Source organism: Paenibacillus sp. 7516 (assembly GCF_002272715.1).
Taxonomy (GTDB): domain Bacteria; phylum Bacillota; class Bacilli; order Paenibacillales; family Paenibacillaceae; genus Paenibacillus; species Paenibacillus illinoisensis_A.
In genome coordinates this window covers 687,867-701,663 of sequence record NZ_NPBI01000006.1, presented here as the reverse complement: position 1 = coordinate 701,663, position 13,797 = coordinate 687,867, and the positions used below count along the sequence as shown (strand labels likewise).

The following is a 13,797-nucleotide window of genomic DNA, read 5'->3' as shown; positions in this document are numbered from 1 at the left end:
TCTTTAGCTATGCCATAATGAATTTAACCGTTCACACAGTACGGATGTATTCTACTATCCATAACACGGTTTGGCAAGTCAAACATCCAATTATGCTCCAGTATTCACATTAACCGAGTGAAGTTATCCCTTGCGGCGGCGTCTTGTCCCTCTGCGACGGACAAAAAACCAGATAAGCAGTACAGCGACGACAATTAAAGCGATGACTGCGGTAATGATAATGTTACGAATGTTTGGTACCTGTACCGTCAAATCCAGTGTATTCGAATTGAGGGGAGAAATGTGCCAGGTCAGTGTCTTCCCCTGATCTTCAACCAGGTCTGCGTTGGAATCTTCAGCTTTGATTGGCAGACTCAGTTTGAAGTCGAAGTTTACATCTTTGAGCAGCAGGTTTTTAAGAAAGCTTGGCACCTTGTTGATCTGATCCTTAATCTCCCCATCAGGCATGGATTCCATCAGGTCAGCGGTGGCAGTAACATGGAATCTGGAAGTGAAGAAGCCAGGCTCCGTGGACTGCTCAACCTGGATGCCTTTTGGAAGCTTGGACAGATCGAAGCTGGCGGCGGTATTGCTTTTCTCATAGTGGGTTGTAGCTGAGAGCTGCTTCCGTTCTCCGTCGTCTACGACCTCGGCCTGGAAGTTGTTTTTCTTCAGGGCTTCTTCGAGCAGGGGCATCAGATTGTCCTGTCCAATCTTTCCGAGCGCGGATTCAGTTACACCGAGTTGGATATCCAGGTCGGTTGAACCATCCATGTTGACGGTCAGATGGGCTTCTCCATCGGCACAAGCGGATAGAATAATCAGCATGAGGCCAAGCATTAATGTAAGAAATAGATGGTGTAAGGGAATACGAGTTGACGACATTGATTTCAACCTTTCTACGTAAGCGATTTGCACAAGTCCATGCTACAAGCTGCATTCAAACCATTACTTATTAATAGATTTATAGTATACACCGTAAATATGTCAGATGAAACTTCTGGTAAGTCATCCTGACTTGATAACAATTTCGATACGATCTATGGGATGCAGAACCAATAGTTGTGTAATAATAGTTTATGTTAAAATTAAAGATGTCGTATTTTTGTCAATGTTAGGACAATTCAAAAGGCGTTTCACCGTGTAAACTGTAAATAGTATGTTGATCAATCGGATGCAGGGAGGGGTACATTCATGACATACATCATTATTCTAATTGCGGTAATGGTTGTGGGAATGGCCGGAATGGGCTGGTTCTTTCGGATTCTTGACAAAGACAATAGCTAAACCATAAATGACATGGATGACATGGACATGAGACAAGCCATAAGCTTGCTTCGCGCGTTTGCGAGGCAGGTTTATTTGTTTTGCCAAGATGTTATTCAGATGTTCTGTACAATACGTTACTGACATATAAGTTTGTACCTTACATAAGCGCGTAATATATATAACGAAAGGTGTCGCACAATTTGACCGATGGACAAATATTTTTCGTAAAGATGGGATTTTTAGGCTGCTCTTTTGTATAATAGGGATTAGTCCAACTCGGGATATTTCCCGAAATATGCCTAACAGGAAAGGGTGTACATAAATGAAATTTAGTGAATATACGTATACACGTCCCGATCTGGAAAAAATCAAAACATCTTTCCGTGAGTTGTTGAAAGGTTTCGAAGCTGCGGCTACGGTAGATGAGCAGAGCGGATTTATGGATCAGGTTAACGCATTGCGCAGTGATTTTGAGACCATGGCGCAATTGGTCTATATCCGTCATTCAATTGACACGAATGATACGTTCTACAAAGCAGAAAACGAATTTCTGGATGAAAGCTCCCCGATTATTCAAGAGTACATCACCGATTATTACCGGGCACTGGTGAATTCGAAATTCCGTGCGGAACTGGAGCAAAAATGGGGAACTCAGCTGTTCCAGCTGGCAGAACAGTCCCTGAAGACCTTCAGCCCGGAAATTATCGAGGATCTTCAAAAAGAGAACAAGCTGTCCACAGAATATAATCAATTGATTGCTTCCGCAAAAATTCCGTTTGAAGGCGAAGAACGTACCTTGCCACAGCTGCATCCGTTTGAACTGTCTACAGATCGTTCCATGCGGGAACGCGCTTCGGAAGCAAGATATGCGTTCATGGCTGAGCACGAAGCGGAATTTGACCGCATTTACGATGAGCTTGTAAAAGTACGTACGCAAATTGCCAAAAAATTAGGCTATCCATCCTATGTGGAACTTGGTTATGATCGCATGAATCGTACCGATTATAACGCAGAGATGGTTGCCAATTTCAGAGCACAGGTTCGTGATTATATTGTACCTGTAGCCACCAAGCTCAGAGAGCGTCAGCGCAGCCGGATTGATGTAGATACGCTCTATTTTTATGACCAGGGTTTCAGCTTCAAGACAGGTAACCCGACTCCTAAAGGGGATCCGGACTGGATTATTGAGAATGGTAAAAAAATGTACGCTGAGCTGTCCCCTGAGACAGATACATTCTTCCAGATGATGACGGAGAACGAACTGATGGATTTGGTTAGTAAAAAGGGCAAGCAGGGCGGTGGATATTGCACCTTCCTGAATGATTATAAAGTACCGTTTATTTTCTCGAACTTTAACGGTACATCCGGGGATATCGATGTCCTGACACACGAAGCCGGTCACGCGTTCCAGGTGTATGAGAGCCGTCACTTTGAGGTGCCGGAATACAACTGGCCGACTTACGAATCGGCAGAGATTCATTCCATGAGCATGGAATTTTTCACATGGCCGTGGATGGAATTGTTCTTCAAGGAAGATACGGACAAATACAAGTTTGATCACCTGTCCTCCGGTTTGCTCTTTATTCCTTATGGCGTTGCCGTGGATGAATTCCAGCACTTCGTCTATGCCAACCCGGATGCAACACCGACTGAGCGCAAACAGGCATGGCGCAACATTGAGAAAACGTACCTGCCACACATCAACTACAAGGATAATGCCTATCTGGAGCAAGGTGGATTCTGGCACAAGCAGGGGCACATTTTCTCCTCGCCGTTCTATTACATCGACTATACGCTGGCTCAGATCTGTGCCTTCCAGTTCTGGAAACGCAGTAACGAGGATATGAAGTCTGCATGGGCCGACTATCTGACCCTGTGCAAAGCGGGAGGAAGCCTCTCCTTCACAGGATTGGTTGAACTGGCTGGTCTTAATTCCCCGTTTGAGGATGGCTGTGTCTCTTCTGTAATCGGTGATATTGAAGCGTGGCTGGATGGGGTAGACGATAAAGCGCTGTAAGCAAGGTTTATGCAAACAAATACCAATCGCTCCATACCATGTTGATCGTAAATGATAGGATAACAACATTCATAAAAAGCGGCTTTGAAACCTCTGGTTTCAGGCCGTTTTTTTTTGCACGCAGCTAACCTTGTGAAATAAAAAGGGAAGGGAGAATCCGCATTAGGAAAGGGGAAGTGTAACATTTCTGCACTGAATGTGATTTATTTCACTATATCTGAAAACGGATTCAGGTACAATAAAGACAGTAAATCAGGGGTTACAGGAGGCTGGTTCAGATGGCAACACATGCTTATTATGTTCCGCCCGTGAACTTGATGGGCAGGGGATGTTTACAGGAAGCAGGCAAGATGATTCAGGACATGGATATTCGTAAAGCACTGGTGGTCAGCGATCGGCAGCTGATCTCTTCCGGTGTAGCTGAGCAAGTACTGTCTATATTAAGAAAATCAGGGCTAGACTACGTGGTATATGATGAAGTACAGCCCAATCCTACGTGTCACAATGTGCATGAAGGTCTCAAAGTGTATCAGGAACATGAATGTGATGCCATTATATCGATAGGCGGAGGTTCACCTCAGGACGCAGCGAAAGCCATCGGCATTGTCGCTACCAATGGTGGACATATTCGGGACTACGAAGGATTGCATCAATCGCATCATAAATCTGTACCGCTTGTTGCGATCAATACAACTGCCGGTACATCGAGTGAGGTGACCATTAATTACGTGATTACGGATGAGGAACGCAAGGTGAAAATGGTAATGGTGGATCGAAACAGTCTGGTTTCTCTGTCAGTGAACGATCCGGAATTGATGCTCAGCAAGCCAGCCAGTCTGACTGCTGCAACAGGCATGGATGCTCTGACCCATGCGGTGGAAGCGATGGTGACGCCTGGTGGATTCACAGTGACCAGTGCGACCGCTGCAGCAGCGGTTGAACTGATCTTTGAATATTTGCCGCGAGCGGTCAGAGACGGGAGCGATCTTGAAGCCAGGGAGCACATGACCTATGCCTGCTTCTTGGGAGGAATGGCTTTTAATAATGCGGGTCTCGGCTATGTGCATGCCATGGCACATCAACTTGGAGGTGTGTACGATCTGCCGCACGGCGTATGTAACGCCATGCTGCTCCCTCATGTGGAGGAGATGAACGCGAAGCATGTGCCCGGCAAATTCCGGCATATCGCCAAAGCCATCGGCATGAATGTGAAGGATAGAAGTGATGAAGAGTGCTCCATGTTTGTCATTGACGCTATTCGCCAGCTCTCCAGGGAAGTGGGCATTCCCGAGAGATTGTCCGAGCTGGGCGTGACGGATCCCGATCTCGAGCTGCTTGCAGATAATGCCATGAAAGACGCCTGCGCCCCCGGTAATCCATATCAGCCTTCGCGAGAAGAAGTGATGGAGCTTTTTCGCAAAATTATTTAGATACGAGTATCAACACGAGGAACAGTATTTTTTCACAAACGATAAATGGAGCAGGCGATGAGCCGGGTACAGTCCTGGCTTTTTGTCATGCTCCAAGGTGAGGAGTTACTTATTTTTCCATTTTAATCAATCGTACAAATGCAAAAGGATTTTGAATCCCTACAGCGAATACAATAATCTAATCACAGCAGCATCAAAAAGGAGTGATGTCAGCCTGAACTTTTGTCTTACGTTTCCCAGCAAGATTCCCCAGCCCGTTTCGTGTTTAATGTTAATTAGGGATAATGGATTGCATTTCTCACGGGGTACATCTTAATTTCAATTCCACCAATCACCTCTGCACGGCAAGTCAAGGCTACTCTGTTATGATCATCCTACTCAGACATAACAATGAATTACGTTCCGCTACAGTCTCGGGCGAGATTGCGATATCAATGGATATGGTTTGTCTGTACAGCGTGCTCCTAATCATGACAACAGCGTCCAAACAACAGAATATTGGATTATGGGCTCTGAAATGTACCAGAAAGAATGCGCGTGGAGGAGGCTGTAATGATGGCAAAAAAAGAAGTTGTAGCGATGCTGCTCGCAGGAGGGCAAGGCAAAAGGTTAAAAGGGTTGACCAAATCACTGGCGAAGCCAGCTGTATATTTTGGAGGGACATACCGGATTATTGATTTTCCTCTAAGCAACTGCTCCAATTCAGGCATCGACACCGTTGGAGTATTAACACAATACGAACCTCTGGTACTACACTCATATATCGGCATCGGCAGCGATTGGGATCTGGACCGCAAAAATGGCGGGGTATACGTCCTTCCTCCGCATGAACGTGAAGACGGGAGTAACTGGTACCGGGGCACAGCAGATGCGATTTACCGCAACCTGAATTTTATTGAACAATTCGATCCAGAGCATGTACTCATCCTTTCAGGGGACCACATTTACAAAATGGATTATGAAAAAATGCTCAGGTATCACAAGGAAAAGGACGCGGATTGCACCATATCGGTCATTGATGTTCCGCTCGAAGAAGCCAGCCGGTTTGGGCTGCTTAACACCCACGATGATTACCGCATCTACGAATTCGAAGAAAAGCCTCCTGAACCCAAAAGCACACTTGCTTCCATGGGTATTTATCTCTTCAAGTGGGATGTACTGAAACGTTTCCTGATTCAGGACGAACAAGAGGCATCCACCTCATACGACTTTGGCAAAGACATCATTCCCTTATTGCTTGAAAATGAAAAATCCTTATACGCGTATCCTTTTGAAGGCTATTGGAAAGACGTAGGTACCATCCGCAGTTTGTGGGAGTCCAACATGGATCTGCTGGATGAGGAAACACCGCTCAACCTGAATGATCCCAATTGGCGCATTTACACCCGTAATCCGAATCAGCCGGCACAGTATATTTCACCTGCAGCGAAGGTGCGGAATTGCATTATAAGTGAAGGCAGCATCGTACATGGAGAGGTTAACCACTCGATACTGTTCTACGGGGTGGAGGTTGGAGAGCACAGTTCCGTCATTGATTCTGTCGTCATGCCACGGGTGAAGATTGGGAAGAATGTCCGCATTCACAGAGCGATCATTGCGGAAGGGCTGGTCATTCCGGATGGAGCCTACCTATCCCCTGCGCCTGAGGATGAAAGTGACGTATTGCTTGTGGACCATGAAGAATTGGAACGTCAGCTTCAACAGGGAATGACAACTAAAGTCTAATCTGAGGCCCAAAGGACGGTGCATGCGATGAAACCATTAATCGGTGTTATTAACCTTGATCATGAACTTGAGGAATTGAAGGAATTGACGTACTTTCGCTGCGGAGCCGCGGTTCCTTACGCTGGGCGTTACCGTCTAATCGATTTTGTATTATCCAATATGATGAATGCGGGCATAGAGAGTATTGGGGTGTTTGTCCGCCGCAAATACCGTTCGTTAATGGATCACCTGAGTGATGGAAAGCCTTGGGATCTGGATCGCAAGCATGGAGGCATGTTCATCCTGCCGCCGGACTGGAATGATCCAACGGATACGTCACAGGGAGATTTGCAGCATTTTCACAACAATCTCGATTTCTTTCACCGCGGTTCGGGTGAATATGTGGTTCATGCCGGCAGTCGGCATGTAACCAAAGTAGATCTGCAGGATGCCTATCGATATCATGTGAATAAGGGAGCAGACGTGACGCTGATTTGCAAAAGAGTGGACCAACTGCTGCCTGAGCACGATGCCTGTGTCAAAGTTGAACATGACGGGAACGGTAATGTGGTGGACATTCACCAAAGCGCCGATCACCCGAATATATATACAGAAATTTTCATCATGAAAAAGGAGTTGTTCCTGCGTCAGGTTCAGCGCTGTATTGATCATGGCGAGAGCCATTTCTTCCGTGATGTCATACAGAAAAATCCGGATGGTTTAAACATTGCGGCATATGCTTATGAGGGCTACCACGCTGTGATTAATTCCATTGACAGTTATTATCGCAACAGTATGGAGCTGTTGAATACGGGGCTGTATGAACAGCTTTTCAGAGAAGAACCCGTGCAGACCAAAATTAAATACGAGGCACCTGCGAAATACCTCGACACGGCCGAGGTCAAACATTCCCTGCTTGCCAATGGATGTATTGTGGGCGGAGAAGTGGAGAACAGCATTTTGTTCAGGGGTGTGCAGGTAGCGAAGGGAGCCAGAATTAAAGGCTCAATTATCATGCAGAAATGTTACATCGGTGAAGATGCGGTACTGGAGAATGTCATTCTGGACAAAGACGTGAAACTGACTGGTGGACAGACGCTCATCGGGGATCCGTCGAACCCTTATATCTTGGCTAAGAGTACTATTATCTAATACCTGCTGTTAACCGATATCATCTATAAATAAAATATAAATTCTGTATATTTGGTTAAATGAAAATTGCACGTGAACGAAGAGGGCAGAAAAAACCTGGAGAAGCGTAGCGTTCACCTTTATCCCCGGATTTCTACATTTGAGAAACTAGATCATAGAAATCCGGGGGTAACAGTGATCGGAAGGTTGTTCTGCCAGCGTAGTGGCCAGTGTAATCATTATTTTTTCACAATATACAGAATTTCACCGGGAGGAACCTGCTTTTGTTTGACAACAAGGAAACATTCAAGAGTATTTTTGGGCGGAATCTGGTCAGCAAATTGGGCAAACCACTTGAAGAAGCCACGAACGAAGACGTCTATCACGTTCTGGGTAGCATGATTCGCGAGTATGCGGGTCAGGACTGGGCAGCGTCGAATCAGGGATTCAAGCAGCGCCAGGATAAACAGGTATATTACTTCTCGCTGGAATTCCTGATTGGACGTCTGCTGGGCAACAATTTGCTGAACGTGAATGAACTGGAACTCGTACGCGACAGTCTCGCCGAGCTGGGCTTCTCGCTGGAAGACATTGAGGAACAGGAATCGGATGCCGGCCTGGGTAATGGTGGATTGGGCCGTTTGGCGGCATGCTTTCTGGACTCGCTCGCATCCCTCGGCTACGCTGGCCATGGCTGTGGTATCCGGTATAAATACGGATTGTTTGAGCAAAAAATCATCGGTGGCAATCAGGTAGAGCTTCCGGACAACTGGCTCGATAAGGGCAATGAATGGGAAGTAAGACGCCCGGACAAAAAGGTCGAGGTTCAGTTCTGGGGCCGGGTAGAGGCCTACGAGCAGGACGGACATTATCATTTTGTGACCAAGGATGCGGAATCCGTCGTTGCGGTACCTTACGATATTCCGGTTCTTGGATACGGCCAGCCGCATGTGAATACGCTTCGCCTGTGGAGTGCAGAGCCGAAGAGGGAGACCTCGATGGATACCCCTTCGAACTATTACGGTTACCTGGATTACAGCCGGTCGGTGGAGTCGATCTCCGAGTTTCTATACCCGGACGATTCCCAATACGAGGGCAAGCTGCTTCGCTTGAAACAGCAATACTTCATGTGCTCTGCTGGCGTGCAGAGTGCATTGCGTACATTTAACAAGCTGGAACTTTCATATGACCGGTTACCAGACAAGGTGGCATTCCACATCAATGATACCCACCCGACGCTGGTCATTCCGGAATTGATGCGGATTCTCATTGATGTGAAAGGTTATGGTTGGGATGAAGCATGGGATATTACAACGCGTACCGTCTCCTATACCAATCATACGACGCTGAGTGAGGCACTGGAGAAATGGCCGGTGTCCATGATCAGCAAGCTGCTGCCACGCATTTATATGATCATTGAAGAGATTAACAAGCGATTCTGCGGTATGCTTCTGGATCGTTATCCGGGAGAACAGGAGCGTATTCAGCATTTGGCTATCATTGCGAACGATCAGGTTCGTATGGCACATCTGGCGATTGTCGGCAGTCACAGCATTAATGGTGTCGCTGCATTGCATACCGAAATCTTGAAGGAACGGGAGATGGCCCCGTTCTATGCCTTGTATCCGGAGCGTTTTAACAACAAGACGAACGGGATAACGCATCGTCGCTGGTTAATGCATGCGAATCCCAAACTGTCCAATCTGATTACCGATACGATCGGTAGTGAATGGATGACAGAGCCAGGCAGATTGAATGAACTCGCCGAATTTGCAGGTGACGTGTCATTCCAGCAGCAGTTCAGGTCCATCAAACACGAAAATAAGGAACGGCTCGCGGCATACATTCTGGGTCATACCGGAACGACAGTTAATCCGGATTCCATTTTTGATGTACAGGTGAAAAGGCTGCATGGCTACAAGCGCCAGCTTCTCAACATTTTACATGTCATGCACCTGTATAACCGTCTTAAGAATGACTCGTCATTCGATATCGTGCCACGTACGTTTATCTTTGGAGCGAAGGCTGCACCAAGTTATTATTTTGCGAAGAAAATCATCAAGCTGATTAACACGGTCGCGGATACTGTGAACAAGGATAAGGCGGTAAATGACCGGCTGAAGGTATTTTTCCTTGAAAATTATTCGGTCTCTCTGGCAGAAAAAATTATTCCGGCCGCGGACGTCAGTGAACAGATCTCCACTGCAGGGAAGGAAGCTTCGGGTACGGGTAATATGAAGTTTATGATGAACGGCGCATTAACCATTGGTACGATGGACGGGGCTAATGTGGAGATGGCTGAGCAGGTTGGAGAAGAAAATATGTTTATCTTCGGTCTACGAGCGGATGAAGTACTGGATTATTATCGTTCAGGCAGCTATCGTCCTAACGAAATTGTGCAGCAGGATGAACGCATTCGCGAAGTAGTGGAACAACTCGTTCATCCAGGACCTTTCTGTTGTCGTGAAGGCGAATTCTGGGATATCTATGATTCATTGCTGGCACATGGAGATGAGTATTTTGTATTGCGTGACTTTGCTGCCTATGCCGATGCCCACGCGGCCATTGATAAGGCTTATCGTGATGTGCCCGGCTGGTCCCATAAAACGATTCTGAATACGGCGCAATCCGGTATTTTCTCCAGTGACCGTACCATTAGCGAATATGCTACCGATATCTGGGGGATTCATCCGGTTTCGGGACACTGGAAGGGCTAATGTAAATAAGTCAGGAGATGAAGTCCCCTTGAAGCAAGGGGACTTTGTTGTGTTATTTTTATTGGAAAAAGGGTTTAATACCGCACGCAATATCAAAAAAATAAACTTCCGATAAGTGATAATCAAATCAAGGGGACAGCATTCATCTCTATTTCTACGAAGAAAGGGAAATTACTCGTTATGGATCATTACTCGCAAATACAACGGGCCATTGGGTATCTTGAGGAGCATTTGCAAGATGAATTCAACATGAGGGAGGCAGCGGCAGCCGCGGGTTTTTCCGCGTTTCATTTTCAGCGTTTATTCCAGGCGATCACCGGGTTTACCGTACTTGAATATGTGCGCAAGCGCAGACTGACAGAAGCAGCTCGGCAATTGGTGGACTCGGCAGATGGCATCCTCCATGTGGCCTTGAAGTGGGGATATCATTCGCAGGAAGCTTTCACCAGAGCATTCACTGCCCATTGGGGGACGACACCGGCCCGCTTTCGCAAGCTGAATGAGCTGCCTGCTTCTGCTAAGATTCAGCAGAGTATTGACTTTAATGACTATCGTACCCGGCTGGGAGGAGAGTTTACCATGAACAAACCACGCCTTGTAACCATGGAGGCCATCCAGATCATAGGCTACGCTTACCACACGAATTTGAATAACGACCAGCATTATAACGAAATTCCGGGATTCTATCATGATTTTGGTTCAGAACAGAAATTTATGAATATCCCTGAACGAGCACGTCCTGATTTGGCCTATGGTGTCGCCTGTCAGTTTGAGGATGATGGTGCATTCACATTTCTTGTTGGTGAGGAAACTTCATCTGGCAAGGCACTACTTCAACCAGGTTATACAGCATTTGAGATCCCGGGTGGATTGTACGCCGAATTCACAGTGGATGGTTCCGGACAGGATATCCGCAAGATGATTTATGGCAGCTGGCTGCCCCAATCCAATTATGAACGCAGGGAAGGCCCTGATTTTGAGATAACCGATGTGTGGAAATCCACCCCTGAGCAGTTGGACATGAAGATCTATATTCCGGTAAAATAAGGAAGCCGCGCTGCGGTAATCAATCCGGAGGATAAAGTCATGCAAAAAGGTAGGGGAATATACAAGCCCTGGATCGTGGTTTTGGTTGCCGTTTTTGCAATAGTGTACTTATGGAATATGGGGAATTTGTTATTTATCCATGGAAGGGTCTCAGGGGAGCGTTATCAATACAATCTGGTTCCACTTGAGACGATCGGACCCTTGTTACTAGAGAGGGAAAGATACAGTACGGAGGCCTGGGTGAAAAACCTGTTCGGTAATATCGTATTGTTTATTCCACTAGGCATATGGATTCCGTGGTTGTTCCGTCCATTCCGAACGGGGTTGAAATTTACAACGACCGTTATTATGCTGCTGCTTGCCGTTGAATTGGCGCAACTGGTTTTACGTGTGGGTTCGTTTGACGTGGATGATATCATCCTCAATACCCTAGGTGCCTGGATCGGTTATATTGCATTTCGTCTGTTTATACAGTTCATGAAGACAAGGAGATCAGAATAGAAGTCTGCCACTCAGGCGGGATTCATTTTGGTCTTTTTTGTGTGCTTCGGGATACGTTTGTGTTTATACAGACGGCATTTCGGATAAAACATATTAACGGGTTGTTCAGTACCTATATGACCTATGTTCATGACAGATATCGGAATAATGGGAATGTGCGGACAAAAATTAGTGAAGAGCGGAAACGGGGTGATCCACATCGTGTGGTGGAAAGAGAGTGTTGTATATCAGATCTATCCCATCAGTTTCAAGGATTCGGATGGTGATGGTCACGGTGACTTGCAGGGCATTTATGAAAAGCTTGATTATTTGACGGATCTGGGGATCGACGTCATCTGGATCTGTCCCATTTATGAGTCTCCCGGACATGATAACGGTTATGATATCAGCGATTACTATGCCATTATGCACAAATTCGGCACGATGGAGGATTTTGACCGATTACTCGAAGCGGCTCACAGCAGAGGGCTCAAAATCATGATGGATCTGGTGCTGAATCACACATCGGATGAGCATGCCTGGTTTGCCGAATCCCGTTCTTCCAAGGTGAACCCCAAGCGGGATTATTACATATGGCGATCAGGTAAAAACGGTCAGGTTCCGAATAACTGGGAATCTTATTTCGGCGGGTCCGTGTGGAAGCATGATCCCGAAACGAATGAATACTATCTGCATTTGTACTCCGAGCATCAGCCTGACCTGAATTGGAACAATGCTCAAATGGCCGAGGAGATGTACGAAATGGTGCATTGGTGGCTGCAAAAAGGGGTGGACGGGTTCCGTTTTGATGCGGTAGCCCATATTGCCAAGGCTGAAGGACTGCCTAGTGCACATAATCCTGACAATCTGCCGGTTGTCCCAGCATATCAGCTCTTCTCCAACCTGGAGCAAGTACATTCCATATTGAACAAGTTAAACGACATGATTCTGAAGCCGTATGGCCCCATGACCGTCGGAGAAACTTCAGGTCTGGGTCCGGAGCAGGCTCTTGCTTACGTGGGAACAGATCGCAACGAATTGAATATGGTGTTTCAGTTTGAGCATATGTTTGTGGACGCCAAATCTTCCGGGATAGGGAAGTGGAATTACAGGGAGTGGAAGCTGACCGAATTGAAGGAAATCATGAGCCGCTGGCAGACGGTCCTGCACGGCAGAGGCTGGAATGCCAACTATATGGGCAATCATGATCAGCCGCGCCCGGTTTCCCGTTTCGGAGACGACGGCCGTTACAGGGTTCGGTCTGCCCAGATGCTGGCTACCTGGATGCTCACACTTGAAGGAACGCCTTACATTTATCAAGGTGAGGAGATCGGCATGACGAACGTCGCATTTCCGAATATCGAGCAGTATCGAGACATTGAAACGATGAATTATTACCGGCATTATATCGCCCAAGGGCGGGACAAAAATGACATTATGAAGGCGATCTGGCTGAAAAGCCGGGATAACGCACGTACACCCATGCAATGGGATGACACGGAGCATGCAGGGTTTACGGAAGGCGAGCCTTGGATTCAGGTCAACGATAACTACACAGAGATCAATGTGGCTTCTGCCGAAAATGACCCCGGATCCATATTGCATTATTATCGCAAGCTAATTGCCCTCCGGAAGAAGAGCAAAGTGCTGATCTACGGTGAGTATGAACTGCTCTTGCCGGATGATCCGGACATTTATGCCTATACACGTACGCTGGATGACGAGAAGATGCTCATAATCCTTAATTTTCGAGGACATGAACCGGAGATGCACTGGCCAGAAGGCTGGACAGAGGAACGTGCGAAGCTGGTCATCAGCAATGTGAAAAGACGGTATTCAACGGATGAAGGTACCATTCTGCTGCAACCCTATGAAGCCAGAGTCTACCGTTTGCAATCCTGAAGGCGACATTTTGCTTCCCGCAAACAGTTTGATTTATAATAAAGTAGGTAAATGCCATCAAGATGGATGTGAACGCAGCGGAATTGTGAAATGAGATTGCTCACATCCAATCGTCAGGAGG

Annotated in this window: 9 protein-coding genes; 8 read left to right on the top strand and 1 reads right to left on the bottom strand. The window is 46.7% G+C overall.

Features of this window, described 5'->3' with window-relative positions; translation table 11 throughout:
• Nucleotides 1-123 precede the first annotated feature (123 nt).
• Nucleotides 124-864, bottom strand: a complete 741-nt coding sequence (locus CHI14_RS06425; RefSeq protein WP_095287561.1) for a hypothetical protein — start codon at nucleotides 862-864, stop codon at nucleotides 124-126.
• A 706-nt stretch (nucleotides 865-1,570) separates the two neighbouring features.
• On the opposite strand from CHI14_RS06425, the gene CHI14_RS06420 reads away from it, so the two are divergent.
• The 8 genes from CHI14_RS06420 (at nucleotide 1,571) to CHI14_RS06385 (ending at nucleotide 13,676) form a co-directional block, all read left to right on the top strand.
• Nucleotides 1,571-3,265 (top strand): M3 family oligoendopeptidase, encoded by a 1,695-nt coding sequence (locus CHI14_RS06420; protein WP_095287560.1) that lies wholly within the window; start codon nucleotides 1,571-1,573, stop codon nucleotides 3,263-3,265.
• Between the two features lie 278 nt (nucleotides 3,266-3,543).
• Nucleotides 3,544-4,695, top strand: coding sequence for an iron-containing alcohol dehydrogenase (locus tag CHI14_RS06415; RefSeq protein ID WP_095287559.1), 1,152 nt, complete (start codon nucleotides 3,544-3,546; stop codon nucleotides 4,693-4,695).
• Nucleotides 4,696-5,250: 555 nt separating this feature from the next.
• Nucleotides 5,251-6,420, top strand: a complete 1,170-nt coding sequence (locus CHI14_RS06410; protein WP_095287558.1) for a glucose-1-phosphate adenylyltransferase — start codon at nucleotides 5,251-5,253, stop codon at nucleotides 6,418-6,420.
• A 27-nt stretch (nucleotides 6,421-6,447) separates the two neighbouring features.
• Complete coding sequence (gene glgD / locus CHI14_RS06405; RefSeq protein ID WP_095287557.1) at nucleotides 6,448-7,551, top strand: glucose-1-phosphate adenylyltransferase subunit GlgD; 1,104 nt, start codon at nucleotides 6,448-6,450, stop codon at nucleotides 7,549-7,551.
• Between the two features lie 263 nt (nucleotides 7,552-7,814).
• A complete protein-coding gene (locus CHI14_RS06400; protein ID WP_095287556.1) occupies nucleotides 7,815-10,247 on the top strand; it encodes a glycogen/starch/alpha-glucan phosphorylase in 2,433 nt (810 codons plus the stop codon).
• Nucleotides 10,248-10,427: 180 nt separating this feature from the next.
• Nucleotides 10,428-11,294: an AraC family transcriptional regulator gene (locus tag CHI14_RS06395; RefSeq protein ID WP_095287555.1), complete on the top strand. Its 867-nt coding sequence runs from the start codon at nucleotides 10,428-10,430 to the stop codon at nucleotides 11,292-11,294.
• 39 nt (nucleotides 11,295-11,333) lie between these two features.
• The gene (locus CHI14_RS06390; RefSeq protein WP_095287554.1) at nucleotides 11,334-11,795 is read left to right on the top strand and encodes a VanZ family protein; all 462 of its coding nucleotides are present in this window, start codon (nucleotides 11,334-11,336) and stop codon (nucleotides 11,793-11,795) included.
• A gap of 171 nt (nucleotides 11,796-11,966) precedes the next feature.
• On the top strand, nucleotides 11,967-13,676 hold the full coding sequence (locus CHI14_RS06385; RefSeq protein ID WP_481856389.1) for a glycoside hydrolase family 13 protein: 1,710 nt from the start codon (nucleotides 11,967-11,969) through the stop codon (nucleotides 13,674-13,676).
• The last annotated feature ends 121 nt before the right edge of the window (nucleotides 13,677-13,797 follow it).

What these genes read in the sequence shown, in the direction of transcription:
- CHI14_RS06425 (WP_095287561.1), bottom strand. Translation starts at nt 864, where the DNA reads ATGTCGTCAACTCGTATTCCCTTACACCATCTATTTCTTACATTAATG.
- CHI14_RS06420 (WP_095287560.1), top strand. Translation starts at nt 1,571, where the DNA reads ATGAAATTTAGTGAATATACGTATACACGTCCCGATCTGGAAAAAATC.
- CHI14_RS06415 (WP_095287559.1), top strand. Translation starts at nt 3,544, where the DNA reads ATGGCAACACATGCTTATTATGTTCCGCCCGTGAACTTGATGGGCAGG.
- CHI14_RS06410 (WP_095287558.1), top strand. Translation starts at nt 5,251, where the DNA reads ATGGCAAAAAAAGAAGTTGTAGCGATGCTGCTCGCAGGAGGGCAAGGC.
- glgD (WP_095287557.1), top strand. Translation starts at nt 6,448, where the DNA reads ATGAAACCATTAATCGGTGTTATTAACCTTGATCATGAACTTGAGGAA.
- CHI14_RS06395 (WP_095287555.1), top strand. Translation starts at nt 10,428, where the DNA reads ATGGATCATTACTCGCAAATACAACGGGCCATTGGGTATCTTGAGGAG.
- CHI14_RS06390 (WP_095287554.1), top strand. Translation starts at nt 11,334, where the DNA reads ATGCAAAAAGGTAGGGGAATATACAAGCCCTGGATCGTGGTTTTGGTT.